A 21,102-nucleotide genomic window follows, 5' to 3' on the forward strand; every position below is an offset into this window, starting at 1 on the left:
ATGCTGACTATATGACTTTTCGACAGACTGAGGACGCTTTACGCGTCCTTTTTTGCAGATCGGTTATTTTTCACCCATTCGGCGATTGTCTGCTTGACCTTCTTTATCTGCAGCGGCTTTGCCAGATGGGCATTCATGCCTGCGGCGAGGCACTTCTGTGCATCCTCGTAAAAGGCGTTTGCGGTCATGGCGATGATGGGCAGCGTTTTCGCGTCCGGTCGGTTGAGCGAGCGAATGGTCTTCGTAGCGTCAATGCCGTTCATCACAGGCATCATTATATCCATGAGAACCGCGTCGAAGGTGTCCGGCGGATTGTTCTGCACGATTTCCACAGCCTGTTTGCCGTCCGTGACGACGGTTACGGTTGCTCCCTCGTCGGTCAGCAGGATCTGTGCGATTTCGGCGTTGAGGGCATTGTCCTCGACGAGCAGCAGCCTGCAGCCTGCAATGCTGATATCCGGCGCGGCATGTGCGTCCGGTGTCTGCTCGGGAGACGGTGCAATTTCAAACGGCAGGGTGATCACGAAGGTGGAGCCGACGCCAAGCTGACTCGTGACCGCAATCGAGCCGCCCATCCGGTCGACAAGCTCCTTGGTGATGGTCATGCCGAGACCGGTGCCGTGATAATAGCTGCGCGCGTCCTGCTTTTCCTGCGTGAACGGTTCAAAAATATGGTCAACAAAGTCCGGACTCATGCCGATACCCGTATCCGAAATCGTCCAACGGTAGATGCATTTGCCGTCCTGTTCACCGAGCGAGTCCGTACGGGTGGTGATTTTACCGCCGGGACGGTTGTATTTGATGCAGTTGCTGTAAATATTGAGGAAAATCTGCCGCAGATGCAGCGGACTGCCGTAAATATACGGGTACGGAATGATGCATTTGTCCTTTTCGTACTCCCACTCAATGCCGGCTTCTTCAGCGCGGCCGACGATAATGGTAATGATATCGCGGGTCAGCTCCACCAGACTGATACGCTCATGCGTGAGGACTGTCGTGCCCTCCTCCAGTTTGCTCATCTGCAGCACATCGTTGATGAGCGACAGCAGGTGATTGGCGGAAATCTGCATTTTTTTGTGATTTTCCAGCAGCAGCGCCTTGTCATCAAAGTGGGTTTCGTCCACCTGCAGCAGACCGATAATGCCGTTGAGCGGTGTGCGGATATCGTGACTCATGCGTGAGAGAAATTCGGTTTTGGTGCGGTTCGCAATACGCATTTCATCGAAGGCGGCCTGCAGACGGGCGTTCTCCTGCTCGTCGCGGGCGTGCATCTGCGAGGTATCCTGCAGCAGGATAATCGCCGTGACCATCGGCATTTCGGCATTGATTTCCGGATCAAACACGGTAGTCTGCGTCATCAGCACGGTTTTCTGTACCCAGCGGATAGCGCCGTCATCCTCCTGCACGCAGTACTCCACCGTGATGTGTTTTTCACCGGCGGCAAAGCGCTTGAGCAGACGGGCACTGGTATCTGCCGTGCGGTAGCTGCCGAGTGTTGCCGGTGTGACGCGCTTGCGGTACTCATCGCAGTAGTCGCGGTAGGCGCAGGGAAGCGGGTAGTCGAGGAACAGCGCCCGGTCCGAATCACTCTTGCCGGCAGGTGAAATGTTGCGCTCGAGGGTGTCGCGCGTGAGGTTTACCGTGTAGATTGTGCCTGCCATATCGAGCAGCGCGTCCACATAGCTGTCGTTCTCAAGGATAGACTGCTTTAGCTGCTCGTAGTACAGCGTCAGCTGCTCCTTCGGGTCGATGGCTTGGTCGGCGTTCAGCCGAATGGTCTCGAATGCGAGGATGAAATGATGCAGCCTGCCGTTTCTGTCCCAGTCAATCGGAAGAACGGTCAAACGGCTGTAGCGGCTTTCCTCGGCCGCGTTGTACTGCAGTTCGAGGGTATCCTCTGCGCTGTGCAGGCTGCGCTGCAGTACGTCAAGCTGCAGCGCAGAACGGACGCGGCTGCGCTCGCTTTTAGCAGCCTGTTCCTCGGCAATCTGCTCAACAGCGCCGGTGTAGCTGCCGTCCGATGCCAGAAAAAAGCTCTCGCACGCGCGGATGGTGCGGTAGGTGTCCAGACGCGCATCGCAGTACAGGCAGTCGGAAAAGCTGCGGTGCAGGTGGTTGACCTGCTTCAACAGCTGAAAATCCAGCCGCTTTTCGGCGGCGGCTTCCTCGCGCTTGACGTGGTTTTTGTTGATGTACATGTTTTTGTCCGCAAGGTCAAACAGATCGCGCATATTGCTGTCCGGATTGTCCGATGCAAGCGCAAAGCCGACTGCATAGCTGAGCGGTGTATCCGGATGCTGTCGGGACTCCTCGGCAAGCTGTTTACGGACATGGGAGAGCAATTTCTGCAGCGCATCGGCATCCAGTCCGTGCGTTACCGCGAGAAACTCATCGCCGCCTGCACGGCCGACAAAATGCTCCTCGGGCATGGCCGCACGCAGCGCGACCGCAAACCGCCGGATGTATGCGTCACCGGTCTCATGGCCCATGCTGTTGTTGATGCGGCGCAGATTATTCAGGTCAAAGCTGCACACACCGGTTTCGGGTGCAGGCGGCGTCGGATCGTCGAGCAGCTCCTCGCACCTGTTCTTGTTGGGGAGACCGGTCGCGGCATCCAGATAGACCTTATGCTGCAGAGCGCGGTTCATCGTAGCCGTGCGCAGCGCCTGAAACAGCTGGTAGCCGATCAGCAGCATGAGCACGACGATATCCGCTGTGATGTACTTCTCCAGAATGGAAAGCGAGGTTGCCTTGCGCTGTGAGTACGCCTCTGCCAGACCGGTCGCGTCATTGCAGATGCCGAAAAAGGTTTCGCTTATGGGAATGATGTCCGTGTTATTTGACCCGACTGCGCGCACGCGGCCTATCTCCTGCTTGAGTGCTTGAAAATAGTCGTCCAGCTCCTGCATTTTGCTTTGGAAGGCATCATTGTTCAGCCGCACGAGGTTGAGCTCGTCGCTGCCGAAGCGCAGTCCGTCGATAAACGCGTCAATATCTGCGAGCATGCCGTCCTGCGGCTGACCGGAGATTTCCAGCTTGACGATACGCTGGATCATGCCGCGCACGAGTCCGGCGTAGTTGATGATACGCGCGGTGCCCTGAATACCGGCAACGAGGTTCATCATCCAGACAATCAATATAGCCAGCACGACTGCCAGCGCGCCAATGGCGGCGTTGACGATGCCGGTGCTTTTCTTTTTGGGGTTGCCAGCCATGTGCAATGACCTCCTTGCAGGCTGTCGAATTTTGTCGAACAAATTAGACGGGTGAGAAAGTATATATAGAATCATTATATCGTGAAAAGGGAACAAATGCAATGACAGAAGCGGAGAATCACACGCTGCACAGAGATATCCACAGACTTGTGGATACATTGCCGATTTTGTGCTATAATGCAGAAAAAGCAATCGGAGGAACAGAGGATGAAGCTGCGTTATATGATTATCGGTGCCGGTGGCGTTGGCGGACCGGTAGGCGCGTATTTGAGCAAATCCGGTGCGGATACCACGCTTATTGCACGCGGAAAGCATCTTGCGGTCCTGCAGGAGCACGGCTTGACGCTTGTATCCGGAGAAAATGAGCGCGAGAGCATTCCGGTCAAGGCAATCGACATGGACGGCTTTCTTGCCGCGCGGGAGCAGGGCGCTCCCGCGCCGGATGTGATTTTCGTGTGTGTCAAAGGATACTCTCTCGCGGATACCGTACCGTTCATCCGCAAGGCAGCAGGCAAGGACACGGTAGTTATTCCGGTGCTCAACATCTACGGCACAGGCCGTACCCTGCAGGCAGAGCTGCCTGAGCTGCTCGTTACAGACGGCTGCATCTACATTTCGGCCAACAGGATTGCGCCGGGTGTCATTCAGAAGCACGGCGCAATCTGCCGTATCGTGTACGGACTGCCGAGCCACAAGATCGACCATCCGGTGCTGCAGCAGGTCGAGACAGACCTCAAAAACGCCGGAATCGACCCGGTTTATTCTCCCTATGTCGAGCGCGACACGCTGCTCAAATTTGCATATGTGTCGCCGAATGCGGCCTGCGGACAGTATTATCACGCGAAAGCTGCGGAAATGCAGCATCCGGGCGAGGTGCGCGACAGCTTTGTGCGCCTGATAAAAGAGGTCGCTGCGATAGCGAACAAGATGGGTATTCCGCTGGAGAGCAGGCCGGGGGAACTGGTCGAGCGCAACCTGCGCATTCTGGACGCACTTGCACCGACTGCGTCTACCTCTATGCAGCGCGATATGGAAGCCGGCAAGCAGTCCGAGGTGGATGGTCTGATTTATCAGGTTGTGCGTCTGGCAGAGCAGTATGACGTGGATGTGCCGGAGTATCGCAAAATCGCAGAGGCGGTAAAAAAACAGACGGAAAATAAGTGAAAACGGCAAAGACCCGGAATCTTCCGAAAAAGATTCCGGGTCTTTGCACTATGGGTGGTGATGCTGTTTCGACTGTCATTGTCAACAACGACAATTTCACTGCACACCGTCCGATGGACGGTGACATTCGCAATCCTTCTTGAGCGCCTGAAGCTGCTGCTCCATGGTCGGCACCTCGCACTTGCCGGTGCGGATGGCCTCGAGCACGACCTCGGGCGACGCAGGAACCTTATTGATGCGCACGCCGATGGCACGCGACACGGCATTGAGAATCGCCGGTGTGACGGGCACGGTCGCAACCTCGGAAATGCCCTTGGCACCGAACGGACCCTGCGGTTCCGGGTCCTCGATTAAAATAATCTCGTAATCCGGCGTATCCTCGGCACGCGGCAGACCCAGCTGGCGGTACAGCGTCTTGACCGGATAGCCGTTCCTTGTCGGATAACCCTCGGTCAGTGCGTAGCCCTGTCCCATCGAGCAGGAGCCGTGCATCTGTCCCTCGATGATATGCGGATTGATGGCGCGGCCGACATCGTGTGCCGCGATGATTTTGAGCAGACGAACCTTGCCGGTCTCCTTGTCCACCTCGACGATAGCGGCCTGCGTGGCATACGCATATGCCGGAAAGTTGCGGTATTTTGCACCGCGCTTTTTCGCGCCCTCAAAATCGCCGATGGCGAAGCACGGGTCGGATGCATAATAGTATTCCGCGCGGCGTTCCTCGCCCGGCCGCCACGGACGGCTGTCTAAATCCTGCTTGAGCTTGACGCACGCCTCATATACCGCACGGCCGCCGCACAGCGTCTGACGCTCGGAAACCGACTCGCCGGTCGGGATGGTCAGCTCGGTGTCGCCGTTGGTGATGTAAATATCCGCGATATCCATGCCGAGCGTTTCCGCCGCGATCTGCGTCATGGCTGTACGGAAGCCCTGTCCCATATCCGTGCCGGAAACGATCATATGCAGGCGGCCGTCGCCCTGCAGAATCAGCCTGCACGCACCGTCATCGGTGAAAATACCCTTGCCGATGCCGACATTCTTAAATCCCGAGGCCATGCCCCATCCAAGCACCTTGCTGCCCTTGGGATACTGGCCTTCGTACTCTTTGAGCGCTTTTTTCAGGCTTTTTTCGCATTGATTGATGGTATCCATCATACCCATGCTGTATTTGAGCACCTCACCGCCGACCGAGGTCGCACCCGGATAGACGGCATTGCGCCGGCGCAGTTCAAACGGGTCGATACCCAGCTTTTCCGCCATCATATCCATCGCGGTCTCAATCGAAATCGCCGCCTGATTGATGCCGTAGCCGCGAAACGCGCCGCCCTGCAGATTATTGTTGCGGATCGCCGAGCCTTCCACCTTGACATTGGGAATGATGTACGGGCCGCCGCTCATCAGCGCGCCGGTCATCAGCGTGCCGTAGCTTTCGCACTCGTACGGTCCGCCGTCTGAGAACATCCGGCAGTCCAGATACTGGAACTTGCCGTCCGGCGTAAAGCCGATCTCGTAATCCGTATGGTAGCCGTGGCGTTTGGTGGTGAGGATCAAATCCTCCTTGCGCGTCAGCGTAATCTTGACCGGCTTGCCGCAGGCATGAGCGGCAACAACCGCCGGTGCTTCGAGAAATGAGTCGCATTTTTTACCGAAGCCGCCGCCGAGCGGCGTGACGATAACGCGGATATCCTCCTCCGGCTTGTCCAGAATCTTTGCCAGCATACTGCGGATTTCAAACGGCGCCTGTGTGCAGGAATAGAGAATCGTTTTGCCGTCCTGCACCATGCCGATGGCCGAAACCGGCTCCATGCAGGCGTGCTCCTGCGGCTCGATATCCTTGGAGACATTGAGCTTGACGATGTCCGTCCGCTGCTTTGCCTGCTCCACATCGCCGCTGACGCGGCCGGTGTGTACGATGAAGCTGTTTTTGCGGTAGCCGTCCGCCATGGTGTAGATACCGGGCAGCTCCTCATAGTCGATTTTAACCAGTTTGGCAGCCGCTCTCGCGTGCGCCGCCGTATCCGCGACAACCAGCGCGAGATGGTCACCGAGAAACCGCACCTCATCCGTGCAAAAGACCGGCTGCTCCGGCGTCCATGTGCCGACCTTATTCATGCCGGGCACGTCAGCCGCCGTCACGATGCGCACCACGCCTTCCGCCTGTTCGGCGGCGGAGTAGTCCACCGCGTTGATCTTTGCGTGCGGCGCCGGCGCCCAGACAAATGCACCATGCAGCAGGGTATCCGCGCCGATGTCCTCCGAGGTGTAGTCGTCGCAGAATTTCAGTTTGCCGCCGGTCTTGTCCATGCCGTCCACATCCCAGACCGACTTACCAACCGCGGAACCGGTGATTTCGGGCACGACCTGATTTTCACCAACCACAATAACCGTGCTTTCATGGCTGCGGAAGCTGTCAATATCCGGATCTTCCCCGCGCAGCCGCGCCGCTGCCAGCTTGACCGCCTCGATAATCTTGACATAGCCGGTGCAGCGGCAGTAGTTGTTTTTCAGTCCGTCGCAGATTTCCGGCTCGGTCGGAGCCGGATGGTGCAGCAGCAGCGCCTTTGTCGCCATCACCATGCCCGGTGTGCAGAAGCCGCACTGCACAGCGCCGACATCGAGAAACGAGTGTTGAATCACCTGCAGCATGGTGTCGTTCGGTGCATTTTCGATGGTCTCAACGGCTTTGCCGTCCAGTCGGCGCACGAGCGTCACGCATGAACGTGCCAGTCTGCCGTCCACCAGCACGCTGCACGCGCCGCAGTGACCGGTGCTGCAGGCTTCTTTTGTGCCCTTCATGCACTTTACATTGCGGAGATATTCGAGCAATGTGCGGTTTTCACCGTCCTGCACCTCGATTTGTGTGCCATTGAGCGTAAATCGTGTCATGGGATTTCGCCCTCCTGCCGTTACTTGATTTTTGCTTTGATGCGCATGAAGCGTCTGTGACCGGAGTCAAGCGCCTCGTAAAAGTCCTCGCTGTCCTTCGGGTCATCCTTTGTCAGCTTAGAGACTACATACATCAGCACGAACGCGGTCGCCAGACCGATCGTGCCGTACCACACATAGCCGAGATCCCAGACGAAGAAGGTCAGGCAGATGATGATCGCACCGACCGAAATCGAGGTGATAGCGGCTTTTCGGGTTGCCCACTTGCAATAAATGCCGAATACCAGTGCCGGGAACAGCGATTCGACCAGGGAGTCCGCGAAAATCATCAGATTGTAGACGTATTCCCAGTGCATGAGCGATACGGCAACCGTTACGGCACCGAACAGCAGAATTACCACGCGGATAACCGAGGTTTCGGATGTCTTGAATTTGCAGTGACCGATACCGACCAGCAGGTCCTTGTAGATGATAGAGGACATGACCATCAGCAGCGCATTTGCGGTGGACAGACCGACCGCCAGTACGCCGATGAGGAACACGATCATCAGAATCTGCGCGAGCAGACCGTGCGTACCCGCGATGATGTTGCACATATACGGGATAACCAGTTCGGTTTCCGAGCTGGTAAGGTCAGGCATGGCAGCCAGCGCGACCAGACCGATGAGCATCGTGCCGCCCCAGACGATGATCTGCAGGAACGGTGCAAGGAACGCCATCTGACGCTGGTCCTTCAGACCCGCGCTGTAATAGCCGGAGCGCACGAACACCTGCGGCAGCAGCAGCGTGTAGCCGAATGCACACGCAAGCGGATAGCTGACGCGCGACGGATAGGTGCAGATACCGATCGGACCAGGGTAGGAGAACCAGTCCGGCGTCTGAACACGGACGGTCTGGAACGCCTCGATGATCGAGCCGTTGAATACGATCTTGAGCGTTACGAAAATAATTGCCCACAACGCCAGAATGAAGAACCAACCCTGTACAGCATCCGCCAGTGCGGTGGATTTTACACCGCCGAGCATGACGAATACCGTCATGATAATGCCGCAAATGAGCGTAAACGTCTGCGAGGATACCGCGCCGCCGGTGGCTACCTCAGCCGCGCGTCCGCCGGCTACCAGTACCGCCGAGATAAACGGCACGGCGCAGATAATGTAAACAATGTCGATGATAACGGTCAGCGCCTTGGACTTGTAGCGGCAGAAGAAGAAATCTGCCGGAGTGGTGAAGTGCTTCTGCTGGTTGACCAGCCATACCTTGGTCATTGTAAAGTAGCAGATGATTGGGAACATGGAGTAGATGCACATCTCCGAGAAGAAGTAGCCCAGTCCGTAGCGGTAATATGCGCCCGGGCCTGCGAAAAATACCCAGACGCTCATGCAGGAGGCGATATAGGTCATGACCATGACCGGCCACTTGAACCGGCCACCCTGCAGATCGACCTTGCCAGCGTCACGTTTTTCCTTCCATGTGGTGTAGCGTGCGATAGCGATCAAAAATAGAAAATATGCCGCAAAAACGATCCATACCGTTTTGCCTGAAAGTAAACCCTGTGTTGTCATTTTCTCTGTTATCCTTTATTTGTCCGATTCTTTTTGCGTTTCGGAAGCGGCAGGCGTCATATTCTCTGCTGTTTCGCCCTGTTCCTCGTCCTCAATCAGAGGATACTCCTTTTCGGTCAGCTTGCAGCCGATATACACGGACAGCACCGTGCCGACAAAGCTGATCAGACCGTGTATGATGCAGGCGGTCTCGCTGCCGTAGGGTGGGAATCCCGGGAAATTATAGAATACCCAGAAGAACAGCACAGACGCCAGCCAGATTTTCTCTGTTCTGCCGATTTTCATTTTGTGTCACCTTGTTTTCTTGTTTATATGTAATTTCAGGTATGCATTTAGTCCTGAGAGCGCCATTCATCCAGCAGCGCATCCGAATCCACGACAAGTCCCAGATGCAGCGAGATCATGCGCAGCGCAGGCTCTTCGAGGTGCTCGGAGCCGCGGGTGAGGTCGCGCGGCACGACGACGCGGAAGTCGCGGTTTGCGGCATCGAAGGCGGTGTTGATAACGCAGCAGTCGGTCATGCAGCCGGTGAGCACCACGCGGCGGATGCCGAGGTTGCGCAGCAGCAGTTCCAGATCGGTCGGATAGAACGCGCTCAGGCGCTTTTTGGTCGTTACCATGTAGTCCTCGTCGTGTACGTCGATGGACATTCTGTTCCAGCGTGTGCCTTCGATGGCGTGCTCTGCGATGTTGGGAATCTCACCGACCGTAACCGGAAACACCATGCGCCACGCAGACGGAAACAGCTTTTCGTCTGCACCGCCCTTACGCAGCGTTGAGCGGACATGGATGATTGGCAGACCGAGCGCGCGTGCTTCGTTCATGAAATGATTGAGCGGTTCGATGATCTCACGTCCTCGCGGAGACGGACATGGACAGTCCGGATCGGTTGACAGGTGTCCATCGTGCATGTCGATCGTAATGACAGCCGTATCGCGGCGATTAAGGAAAACCTGCTGTAATTGCTCCGGAACCTCCTTTTCGATGCTGTCAAAGTATGCTTTCATTTGATTTTTCTCCTTCCCCGGCAAAACGCCGCAGCAATCTGTGCGGCGCTGTCAATAGCGGTATTGGAGTTATTATAGCACATGTGTCATGACATGTGCAAATGTTTTGGTCGGGGTGGGTGAAAGATTGTGAGGGATGGGGACCGGGGCGAGGTTGGACGGGAGGGAGGCGATGCGGCTATCTGTGTCGCTCCGCGAAGGGAGCGACATAACCCTCCGGCGCGGCAATCTCGTATACCTCATTTCAATCCACGCTTCCGCGAAGGGAGCGACGCGTAGTGACCGAGCACACGATCTGCCTTGCAGAAATTTCAATCCACGCTCCCGTGAAGGGAGCGACGCGAAACTGTTGGTCTGAGCACCAACCGCTACGAATTTCAATCCACGCTCCCGCGAAGGGAGCGACGCCACGAGAATATAGCAACCACCCAAATTTACGATTTCAATCCACGCTCCCGTGAAGGGAGCGACAGCTGCATCCCAGACCGCTATGGCGGCAATCTTCCATTTCAATCCACGCTCCCGCGAAGGGAGCGACGGAGGTGGAAGAATGGTAGCACCGCTTGATGCAATTTCAATCCACGCTCCCGCAAAGGGAGCGACTCGTGAGGGCATAGAGTTTCCGCATCTTCTCGTAATTTCAATCCACGCTCCCGCGAAGGGAGCGACTAGGCATTCAGCTGTGCCTTGTAGTCGGTGAGATTTCAATCCACGCTCCCGCGAAGGGAGCGACCACCGTACCGACCAGCAATCCAGCATAAGCAACAATTTCAATCCACGCTCCCGCGAAGAGAGCGACGATCAACCTTAAAATACTGAGTATCTAACTTCACACGATTTCAATCCACGCTCCCGCGAAGGGAGCGACACTTCATTCTTCTCCCGGTGTCGCCACAGGTACTTATTTCAATCCACGCTCCCGTGAAGGGAGCGACTGCTATCGGTATCACCTACGGCATCACCTTCATCATTTCAATCCACGCTCCCGTGAAGGGAGCGACTGGACGGCTGCACAAGTACGAGGAGCTGGACACGACATTTCAATCCACGCTCCCGTGAAGGGAGCGACGGGGCGATGTTGTGTACTTTAGTACACTTTGTAAATTTCAATCCACGCTCCCGTGAAGGGAGCGACCTGTTTGAAAGGTGGTAAAACAATGAAAATCAAGATTTCAATCCACGCTCCCGTGAAGGGAGCGACGTTGTGATTGAGGCCGTCCGGTGGACAGGCAAGAAATTTCAATCCACGCTCCCGTGAAGGGAGCGACCTCGTTAGTATCCAAATCTACCTCGCAGTAACGCATTTCAATCCACGCTCCCGCGAAGGGAGCGACAGCTGCAGCGTAAATATGCAGGATGGCTGTTCGATTTCAATCCACGCTCCCGCGAAGGGAGCGACTCTCTTGCGATAAGCATACCTAATCATCAGGACGATTTCAATCCACGCTCCCGCGAAGGGAGCGACCTGGCTCAAAAAGCGGTTTTTCGACCGCAAGGATATTTCAATCCACGCTCCCGCGAAGGGAGCGACAAGGTTGTGGAGCGCGTGACCAGGGAAACCGGCATTTCAATCCACGCTCCCGCGAAGGGAGCGACACCAATCCTCGCGTTCGGCCCCGGCACGGTCACATTTCAATCCACGCTCCCGCGAAGGGAGCGACTCATAACCAGCTTGATACCAGCAACACGACCAATATTTCAATCCACGCTCCCGCGAAGGGAGCGACGCAGATAGCGTGAACAACAGTCAAAACCATTTATCATTTCAATCCACGCTCCCGCGAAGGGAGCGACATATTGGAGTAAGATAATTTATCCGGCGCTATATTTCAATCCACGCTCCCGCGAAGGGAGCGACTTTCTCGCGGTCGAGAAGTGGTACGGGCAACGCATATTTCAATCCACGCTCCCGCGAAGGGAGCGACTCCTTACCGACACGCAGCGCACCCTTAGCCAGTATTTCAATCCACGCTCCCGCGAAGGGAGCGACGAGAAATGTAACTGTTGTATATGTGTGGACTGCGTATTTCAATCCACGCTCCCGCGAAGGGAGCGACCTTGTAGCCGCCTGCGGTACCGCTGGTGTTGGTAATTTCAATCCACGCTCCCGCGAAGGGAGCGACACGATTCGTGCGTATTGTGCTGACCACACCAAGACATTTCAATCCACGCTCCCGCGAAGGGAGCGACGGCAGACCGGGAGCAGGTAAAGCCGCATGGTGTATATTTCAATCCACGCTCCCGCGAAGGGAGCGACCACGCTTCGCAAGCTCAATCTTCACTTTTCGCTTATTTCAATCCACGCTCCCGCGAAGGGAGCGACCGAGATTACGGAAAACGGCAAAACGACACGCAGCATTTCAATCCACGCTCCCGTGAAGGGAGCGACGTGCGGCTTGAGCGGAAAAGAGCTGCGGAAGTACATCATTTCAATCCACGCTCCCGCGAAGGGAGCGACCTATTACTGGGATAACTCGCAAATGTCAGTTAAATTTCAATCCACGCTCCCGCGAAGGGAGCGACGTTTGCGGGTAAGTGTAGCGACGGCAGTGATGCATTTCAATCCACGCTCCCGCGAAGGGAGCGACCGATTGACGATTGCGCACGCGCCCATGAGCGCCGGAGACAGGTTTCGCCTTCATCAGCTCGGGCAAACACAATTCCTTGAGCGAGCAGGCCGAGCAGCCTTTCTGCGGTTTTACCTTAGGCGTGCAGCCGCGGCGCAGATAGTCGTGCATTTCGGCAAGGCTGTCGCGCACACGCTGACGCAGTTCGTCTGTAAATGCAACCGGCGTCCGTCGGCGCGGCTCACCGTAGAACAGCGCACCGTCGGAAATCTGACAGCACAGCATTTCCTCAAGACACATCGCCTGAGCGCACAGCTGCAGCTCGTCCGCGTCGTGCGGCTTGGGCTTGCCGCGCTTGTATTCGATTGGAAACGGCGACCACAGTCCGTCTCGTCCCTGCAGGGTAACGCCGTTTTCCGAGCGATGAAATTCTACCACATCGCATTCACCGGACACACCGAGTACCGCCGAATGGATACGCATGGCACGAACAATCAGCAGGTCGCCGCGGCTTTCTGTGCCGCCGCCGTGCGCTTTCTCGTGCAGAATCGAGCCGTCCACCGTGCGGTAATTCTCTGCCCACTGGTGCTCCACATGGATGAGCGCCCACTGCCGACGGCAGAATGCGAAATGCTGCAAACCGGAGAGCTGGAGGAAGTCCTCCTCGGCGTAGATTACCCCAGCACCTTGCAGGTCACGCCGTCCGGCAGGTTGGCTTCGTCAACCGTGATGGTGTAGTCCGTGTACGCACGCGGTGCAATCACGCCTTCGTTGTGCTCGGCATGAACCAGATCAAACAGCTTGTGCGAGGGTGCGTTGCCAAGCTCGGAATCATGCTTGAACACAATCAGCTGGCGTACAGCCATCTTGCCGCGAGCAGCCGAATGGTCGTTCTCGAACATGTTGATGATTGCCGTCCACAGCAGTTCAAGGTCAGCCTCAGAGAATCCGGTCGTCTTGCGGGCGAGGTTAGCGGAAACATAGCCTTCCGCGCGGTACAGACCGTAAGGCACGATGTACTTGCGGCCCATTTCGGTGCCCTTTTTCTCCGCGTCAGCCTCGGTGGTGATGGCAACACGGGTGATCGTGACTTCCTGCGGAACAATAGGATCCACACTGCGGGCAAAGCCAAGCTGCACCGGACCGCGCACCTGTCCGCAGTTGAGTGCACCCTTGACAAAGGTGGTCATAACTGCACCGAATGTGCGAATATCGTAGAAATTCTGGCACATAAAGTCGCGTAGCTTGCTGTCCAGCTGGTCGTCCTTCTTCTTTGCATCCTTGAGCTTGTCCGGCGCTATACCGACATAAGCGCAGGCTTCTGCATCGCTGCGGTTGAGCGGTACACCGTCCTTGACGTAAATGCGGTAGCCGGATTCGCCTTCCTTGGCCATTTCCACATAGTTGCGGATTTTGCGCTTGAGGCATACATCGGTCACCAGACCGTAGCCGGTTTCCGGGTCGATACGCGGCATGTTGCCCGCATCCGGATCGCCGTTCGGATTGCCGTTTTCCACGTCGAAAAAGATTACAAATTCATAGCGGTTTTTGATGGGTTCCATTTACTTGTCCTCCTTTTTAGTGTAACGCTTCTGTGTCTGATGGTAGTAACCGAGGTCAAATGAGCCTTGCTGCGGCAGGTTCAGCCGAGCGGGATACTCTTCGTGCAGAATATCCATGATCTGGCCGATTTGCTTATTAAAATAAATTTGCTGATCGATTCGCAGCTTACGCAGATGTTTCTGACAGAGCTTGTCAAGAATAGGGAAGATAGTCGCGGGGATAGACGAAGCGGAGTTGAAGTATTTATCCTTGATAGTAGCGTTGATGCCCGGATTTGCCGCCTGCTGTACGGCTTCATACACCGAGAACAGCCGTCCGAGCGCATAAGGGATATTGGTGCTGGATTCATTCAGGCTCACAGTTAAAACCTCCTCGGGACAGTCCTTGTCCTTGTTTTTTAGGTAATATGCCTTGATAATTGCGGCACGCCGCCAGTTTATCTCAGAATCTGCGCGGATACGGAGCATAACACCGTTCAGCAGTGCAGCCGGATAGCGGTCATTGTTCCAGACGGCGCGGGCAGTCGCACCGGCCATAACCGGACTCGGCTTTTTGTCGCGGGCACTCTGGTTGACGGTTTCGGCAAGCAGCTGCCACAGCGGCAAAAAGCCGGCAGGCGCCTTCGCCGGACGCTTGATTTCCAGACGTTCATAGTGCGCGTTGACGTTCTTCATCAATTCACCAAACGTGTTTTTATAGAAGAATCGCACACTCAGACGCGCAGCATTCGGTGCCAGACCGAGAATGTAGAATGCACGGTCAGGATCAAGATTTAATTCCTGACACGGTTCGCTGTCTGCAAGGTGTTTGAGCGCAGCGAATAAGTCATTATCCGACCAGCTTTGCGTGTTATTGCCCATAAGGCAGCTGAAAAAATCAGTATACTGCGGTTCCGCGGTCTCCGCCCAGCAAACGACAGTGGTGTCGCCGATGTACTGCGTATGCTCGCGGTCAGCCAGCAGGTGATTGAGCGCCGTCGTATAAGCAAATGCAGCGTGCTTGCCAACAGGTGCGTTGTAGTTCTGCTCGTGACCGTAGGAACAGAAGGCGGGTGCGTTGAACGATACAAGTGCGGCGCCACTGGACTGCGCATCACGCACACCTTTGATGGCAGGATGAACGGCGGCAATCTCGTCGAGTTCGCCGGTGACAAGACATTGCTGTTTGGGTGCATCGGAGTCACTGTCATAATGCGCCTGCCATGCAGCGCAGATGACCGGATCATCTGCCGGATATTGTCCGTTCACATAAAATACCAGATTGGCACCGGCAATGATTTTGTCGTAATCATCGACAAGAGCAGGGTGCTGTGCAGCTTCGGCAGGCTGCCATGCATCAAAGAAGGAGAGAATTGCGTGTGCGAAAGGAGAGTCCACGGTGTCTAACAGCTTGCGGTGCAGCTCGGCGGCGGCGTGAAAGCATTGCAGACTGCGCTCCGGTTTGCCTTTTGCGTCTACGCCAAGCAGATATGCCGAATTATCCCACATAAAGTTGGACGTGACACCGGAAGAACGCTTGACTGCCGCCGGCAGATGAATATCCTCCCGCGGTCGGAGCACTTTCTTTTTGCCTGCCTCTGCTTCGTGCAGCAGCGAAATAACCTGGGCGAGTTCACCGTTTTCCCGCAGCTGGAGCGCATAACTGATTTTCGGTCTGCCCCAGCCGGGCGCATCAATTTCACCGCGGGCATTGAGGGCATCATAATATTGCGTCAGCGCCTGCAAAATCATTTGACCACCTCCGCACTGTGAATCGGGGGAACCTCCATGACACCGTCTATCAGCTTGGCGCGGAAGAACATCGGTGTGATATTGGCGGGATCGCTGTAATCCATGTCGAGCAGCATCCAGCCGAGATCGTGCTCACCAAGCAGCTTCTCCGGACAAGGCGGAAGTTGTTCACAAAGCTCAAACTTTACCGGAAATTCCCGTGTGCCGAAGTAGGGCATGCTGTAGCACTGTCCGCGGCGCAGACGGCGTTTCATAATGTCCTGAAACTTGCCGGGATTGTCGGTCGGCGCAGCCTTGTCGGTCATTTCAAAGTGTGCTTCGATGACATAGTGGACATCGCGCAGCACCATGGCGGCACGCTGCTGAATGCTTTCCGATGCAGCAAGGTACAGCTCACCCTTGGGTTTTGCAATCCACGCCTTGACCGAACGCGCGTTAATGGTGTCCTTCACCTCATTTCGGCGGATGTTGGTGAAGTGAATCGGCGCACAGACATGAATGCGGTCGATGATCCAGCGAAGACCGGGATGCCAGTAAATACTTTCCAGCAACCCGCGTGCCGCCGAGGGTGTCATGCAGTCATAGCTGACGCGTTCGGTCTTCATTTCGGGTCGGCTGAATAGAGCGTATGGACCGCTTACTTCAACTTGAATTGACATTGGTATATTTCCCTCCTTTATGAAGCCTTGCCAAATATTTCCTTGCATCAACAGAGAGTGGAATATGTGACAGGGCTTCGGTGTGATTTGTTGGATAGATAGGGTAGCAAGCTCCCTTATCTACGATTACATTATATCGCTTTACACTGTTGATTACAACAGTAATATTTCCTAATATGAGATAATTAAATTTATGCAAATGAAATAATAAGGCAGGGTAAAGAAACTTGACAAAATAAATCAGAAACTGTTATAGTGTATTTGTCGTCATTAGACGTGGATTGAAATCTAATTTGAGATAATTAAGGAAGCACGGGAGAATGTTACCACATTCTCCCGTTTTCCTTTTTACGCGAAAAATTACCCGAAAAACGCCTGACCGCTGTCTGCCTTGAGCGACAGACCGGTTTTCTCATCATACAGTGACAGATCGCACAGAATAGCACTGCGGTCGTCCAGAGCATTGGTTTCATCGGCGGTTTGAAGCGCACCGGCGTCGTACAGTGCCTGAAAATGCGCATCATACACCTGCACGGCGTACTGCCCAAGCTGCCGATACAGCTTTTTAGAGCACGCACCATCGCAAAGCCGCTCGATGAGTTCAGAACCGTCCTTCCACGGAATATAAACTGTGCGTGTGTCGTTGTCGATCATGCGAAAATTCTCGGCAATTGTGCGGAACGGATACAGAGAGCCGCCGCGTCCACGCTCAAACGCGTCGATCACGCCGATTTTATCAATCGCGGAACCGTTCAGCTTGCGCAGTTCGCGGAAATAGTTCTCCATTGTCTGCAGAGAAGCGGGATCGGCATTGTTATCCAGCGCAATATTTGTCGCGCCGATGGCTTGTCCAAACAGCGGCGGAGCCTTCTCCGTGCGGCGGAAAATGGTAACAATGCTGTCCTCTGCGGCACGCTTGCCCTCACGGTTGCAGCGTCCGGCGGCCTGCAGAATGGAATCCAGACCCGCCAGTTCGCGGTAAACGGCGGGGAAATCTATGTCAACACCGGCTTCAACAAGAGAAGTCGATACGACACGGCAGGGCAAACCGTCATTTAGTCGGCGTCGGATTTCCTCGAGCACCGTACGGCGGTGTGCCGGAACCATCAATGTGGACAGATGGAAACTGCCTTCCTCCGGCAATTTCGAGAAAATGGACTGCGCCGCTTTGCGGGAATTGACGATGCAAAGGACATGCTCATGTGCGCACAGCAATTCGGCGAGTGCGTCATCCTCGAGGACACCGACTTGCCGGAACGTTACACGGCGGAATTTGTCGAAATAGAACGGAATCTGCGGGCAAATCTCGGAAACCGTATGCGACGGTGCGAATCGCTGAATCAAATCGCCGAGTACCGGCTGGGTAGCCGTACACAGCACGGCAGTTGCGCCGAACTGCTCTACCAGAGCGCCGATGGCCGCGACGCACGGCATCAGATGGCACAGCGGAAGCATTTGCGCTTCATCGAAAATAATCACGCTGTTTGCCAGATTGTGCAGCTTGCGGCACTGTGAGGAACGGTTAGCGTACATCGACTCGAAAAACTGAACGGCGGTTGTGATAACGAGCGGGCTGTCCCAGTTTTCGGCGGCCAGTGCCTTGGGATCGGGATTGCCGTTTTCCTCATCGTTCTCGAACTGTACACCGGAGTGATGCTCGAGTACGTTCTCATCGCCTAAAATACCGCGGAAAACATCGGCATTCTGCTCGATGATGGAGGTGTACGGTACAACATAAATCACACGTTTCATACCGTGTTCAACGGCGTGATGCAGCGCAAATGCGAGAGAACTGGTCGTTTTACCGCCGCCGGTCGGAACCGTAAGCGTGTAAATGCCCTTGGGATTGGCTGCGGCGGAAACGCACGCCTGCAAGATCTGCTGACGGAGCTTGTTCAGCGCGGAAGTCGGGTTGTCCCATGCGTTTAGCTTGGCCTGTAAGCGGGTGAGCAGGGTTTCGAGCGAATCTCCGGTGCCGCGCGGCATATCGCCTTTCATGAATCGCTCGGTATCCAGATAATCCGCGTCCACCAGACAGGAGTACAGCATGCGCGTGCGGAATGACTCGGAAAGCGACGGCCTGGTGACCGGACGCTGCGGCAGGCGTACCGGCGGAATGGGATAATCCGGGTCGAGCGGCGGAATAGCGGGAGTGCCCCACTTTTTTATTCTGCCGGTGAAGGTGGGTGTGCCTTCCGGGTCATTTGTGCTGCCTAAATCCGGCAAACCGCTGTGATGCCCCATGACACAAGCGGCTAAGAGCAGATTGTTTGACAACATGATGTTTCGTGCACCGGCGGTTGCATGATCGACCTTTGGACCATTATCCAGAAGACGATGCTGAAATGCGGCAGTTGCTTTGCCGTCATCATGGTGAACACCGGCCTCGTGACCTTCAGCTTGTGCACCGAATGCTTCGGCAAACTGCCCGCAGAGCGTGCCGACACCGCGCTCGTGATCGGAGAGAAGCTGATATTCTGTACGTTCAACGCCGTTTTCATTGATCGGACGGGTATGTGCATAGAATTTTTTATCCATAGCGATCACCTTCTATTGAATTGTTATATACAGTATATAACAGTTAAAGTCCGATAAAAAGTACAACACCCAATATGCCTGCCAAGAAGACCGCCTTGAATTACAGCAAACTGCTGAAAATATCAGTCAAATCCCATAGATTTTGTTGGATGAATTTATACAAAACTGGCAAAACCGCCAGAAAACAAAATCCCTATAATTCCGAGGTTGACACTGGGGATTGACTGTGCTATTCTATAACCAACAAATTCAGTAAGGAATCGGAAAGGAGCGAGCAAAATGTTCATCGTAAACGCACGAATGTCGGGTCGAATGTGTATGAACATGCTGTATTATGCTCAGATGCTGCCTGACCGACAGAATACGAAATTACTTTGAATCGTCTTGCTTGACGCTGCGCGTTCTTGCGGATTCATTGTATTTTCTGAAGCGGGGAGCTGCGAGCTTCCCGCTTTTTTGCGCATTTAAGAGGAATAAGGAGGAATTTTCTTGATAAAATTGTCACATATCTCGAAGGAGTTTGTGAGCGGCAAGCGAACCGTTCATGCGGTGCAGGATGTTTCGCTGACGATTGACAGGGGCGAAATTTTCGGTATGATCGGCTTTTCCGGTGCGGGTAAATCGACGTTGGTGCGCTGCATCAATCTGCTCGAGCGGCCGACCTCCGGCAAGGTGATCGTAGATGGTCAGGATATGCTGTCGCTCTCGGCAAAGGAGCTGCGGCAGGCCCGCAAGAAGATCGGCATGATCTTTCAGCACTTCAACCTGATGCCATCGCGCACCGTAGCCGGCAACGTAGCGTATCCGCTGCGCGGCAGCGGCCTTTCCAAACAGCAGATCGAGGAAAAAGTACAGCGGTTGCTTGATCTGGTCGGCATCGGTGATAAGGCGGAGGCGTATCCCAAGCAGCTGTCCGGCGGTCAGAAACAGCGTGTAGCAATCGCTCGCGCACTGGCAAACGACCCGAATGTGCTGCTCTGCGATGAGGCTACCTCGGCACTCGATCCGCAGACCACCAAGGCGATTCTGCAGCTGCTCAAGCACCTGAACGAAACCCTCGGCATCACGGTCGTTATCATCACCCATGAAATGGCGGTCGTCAAGGAGATCTGCCACCGCGTAGCCGTTATGGAGCACGGCAAGGTGGTCGAGTCCGGCGAGGTGTTCAACATTTTCGCCAACCCGAGAGAGGACATCACCAAGAACTTCATCCACACGACCTCCAATCTCCGCAAGATCGAAGAACTCATCGCGGAGGATTCGCCGGTCGTCAAGCTGAATCCGGGCGAGCTGATCGTGCGCTTGAGCTACATTCAGCGCAACGTATCCGAGCCGCTCATCTCGACGGTATCGCGCAAATTCGACATTGTGCTCAACATCATCTTTTCGGATATCGCCATCGTGCAGAATGCACCGATTGGCGGCACGGTAGCCATCATCAGCGGCGGCCGCGATCAAATCACACAGGCAATCGCTTATCTCAGTGAGAAAAACGTAGGAGTGGAGGTCATCAAGGATGCAAGAGTTTCTGAATAACATCATTCCGAACGTGATGGCAAAGCTGCCGGACTTCTATGCAGCCATCGGCGACACGCTGCTCATGGTGGTCTGGTCGGGTGCGATCTCGTTCGTGCTCGGTCTGACACTGGGCGTGCTGATCACGGTCACCAAGCAGGGCGGCATTCTGGAAAACAAAATCGTCTATCAGATCCTGGACAAGCTGGTCAGCCTGTTCCGTTCCATCCCGTTCATCATCCTGCTGACGTGGGTAATGCCGGTCTCCCGTGCAATCATGGGTACGGCAATCTATGTTCGGGGTGCAATCGTTCCGCTGGTATTCGGTGCGGTGCCGTTCTTCACCCGTCAGGTGGAGAGCGCCCTCGCAGAGCTGGACGGCGGCCTCGTCGAAGCGGCGCTCTCGATGGGCTCCACGCCGCTGGAGATCATCTTCCGCGTTTACCTGAAGGAAAGCGTTGCCGCCATCGCGCGCGGCACAACCATCACGGCGATCAGCCTGCTCAACCTGACCGCAATGGCCGGTGTCGTCGGTGCCGGCGGTCTGGGCGACTTCGCCATCCGTTACGGCCACGACCGCAACATGCTGGACGTTACCAACGTCACTGTGCTGGTCCTCGTCATCATTGTTTGTATTATGGAGTTCGTTGGCGGCAAGGTCGTCAAGAAGAACACGCATTAAGGAGTGTCTGA

At 55.3% G+C, this 21,102-nt stretch carries 12 protein-coding genes, 1 pseudogene and 1 CRISPR repeat array; of the genes and pseudogenes, 3 read left to right on the plus strand and 10 right to left on the minus strand.

Going from position 1 to position 21,102, the window contains the following annotated elements; all coding sequences use genetic code 11:
* Positions 1-38: 38 nt before the first annotated feature.
* Complete coding sequence (locus tag PGY33_RS09880) at positions 39-3,215, minus strand: ATP-binding protein (protein ID WP_118480561.1); 3,177 nt, start codon at positions 3,213-3,215, stop codon at positions 39-41.
* Between the two features lie 207 nt (positions 3,216-3,422).
* Between PGY33_RS09880 and PGY33_RS09885 the strand changes: the two genes are divergently transcribed.
* The gene (locus PGY33_RS09885; protein WP_118480563.1) at positions 3,423-4,379 is read left to right on the plus strand and encodes a ketopantoate reductase family protein; all 957 of its coding nucleotides are present in this window, start codon (positions 3,423-3,425) and stop codon (positions 4,377-4,379) included.
* A gap of 96 nt (positions 4,380-4,475) precedes the next feature.
* Here PGY33_RS09885 and PGY33_RS09890 read toward each other — a convergent pair whose 3' ends face one another.
* The 9 genes and pseudogenes from PGY33_RS09890 to cas3 form a co-directional block, all read right to left on the minus strand.
* Positions 4,476-7,265, minus strand: coding sequence for a molybdopterin-dependent oxidoreductase (locus tag PGY33_RS09890; RefSeq protein ID WP_118480565.1), 2,790 nt, complete (start codon positions 7,263-7,265; stop codon positions 4,476-4,478).
* Positions 7,266-7,285: 20 nt separating this feature from the next.
* Complete coding sequence (locus tag PGY33_RS09895) at positions 7,286-8,830, minus strand: sodium:solute symporter family protein (RefSeq protein WP_118480567.1); 1,545 nt, start codon at positions 8,828-8,830, stop codon at positions 7,286-7,288.
* 15 nt (positions 8,831-8,845) lie between these two features.
* Positions 8,846-9,115 (minus strand): hypothetical protein, encoded by a 270-nt coding sequence (locus PGY33_RS09900; RefSeq protein WP_118480569.1) that lies wholly within the window; start codon positions 9,113-9,115, stop codon positions 8,846-8,848.
* A gap of 47 nt (positions 9,116-9,162) precedes the next feature.
* The gene (locus PGY33_RS09905; protein WP_118480571.1) at positions 9,163-9,837 is read right to left on the minus strand and encodes a cysteine hydrolase family protein; all 675 of its coding nucleotides are present in this window, start codon (positions 9,835-9,837) and stop codon (positions 9,163-9,165) included.
* A gap of 241 nt (positions 9,838-10,078) precedes the next feature.
* Positions 10,079-12,425: direct repeats of the CRISPR family, unit length 32 nt; unit sequence ATTTCAATCCACGCTCCCGCGAAGGGAGCGAC.
* 33 nt (positions 12,426-12,458) lie between these two features.
* Positions 12,459-13,079: pseudogene (gene cas4, locus PGY33_RS09910) on the minus strand (CRISPR-associated protein Cas4); the annotation flags it as partial.
* Positions 13,079-13,966 (minus strand): type I-C CRISPR-associated protein Cas7/Csd2, encoded by an 888-nt coding sequence (cas7c, locus tag PGY33_RS09915; protein WP_270478436.1) that lies wholly within the window; start codon positions 13,964-13,966, stop codon positions 13,079-13,081. The gene cas7c and the pseudogene cas4, both read right to left, overlap by 1 nt.
* Positions 13,967-15,697 (minus strand): type I-C CRISPR-associated protein Cas8c/Csd1, encoded by a 1,731-nt coding sequence (gene cas8c, locus PGY33_RS09920; RefSeq protein ID WP_270478437.1) that lies wholly within the window; start codon positions 15,695-15,697, stop codon positions 13,967-13,969.
* Entirely contained in the window at positions 15,694-16,356 is a 663-nt protein-coding gene (cas5c, locus tag PGY33_RS09925; protein WP_270478439.1) for a type I-C CRISPR-associated protein Cas5c, read from the minus strand. Before cas5c ends, cas8c begins: the two co-directional genes overlap by 4 nt.
* A 360-nt stretch (positions 16,357-16,716) precedes the next feature.
* Positions 16,717-18,894, minus strand: a complete 2,178-nt coding sequence (cas3, locus tag PGY33_RS09930; protein WP_270478441.1) for a CRISPR-associated helicase Cas3' — start codon at positions 18,892-18,894, stop codon at positions 16,717-16,719.
* Between the two features lie 489 nt (positions 18,895-19,383).
* Here cas3 and PGY33_RS09935 point away from each other — a divergent pair, with 489 nt between their 5' ends.
* Both PGY33_RS09935 and PGY33_RS09940 read left to right on the plus strand, forming a co-directional pair.
* On the plus strand, positions 19,384-20,430 hold the full coding sequence (locus PGY33_RS09935; RefSeq protein WP_118480579.1) for a methionine ABC transporter ATP-binding protein: 1,047 nt from the start codon (positions 19,384-19,386) through the stop codon (positions 20,428-20,430).
* Complete coding sequence (locus tag PGY33_RS09940) at positions 20,411-21,091, plus strand: methionine ABC transporter permease (protein ID WP_118480581.1); 681 nt, start codon at positions 20,411-20,413, stop codon at positions 21,089-21,091. Before PGY33_RS09935 ends, PGY33_RS09940 begins: the two co-directional genes overlap by 20 nt.
* Positions 21,092-21,102 lie beyond the last annotated feature (11 nt).

It is taken from the genome of Butyricicoccus sp. AF18-9LB, from assembly GCF_027684505.1.
GTDB classification, from domain to species: Bacteria; Bacillota; Clostridia; order Oscillospirales; family Butyricicoccaceae; genus Agathobaculum; species Agathobaculum butyriciproducens.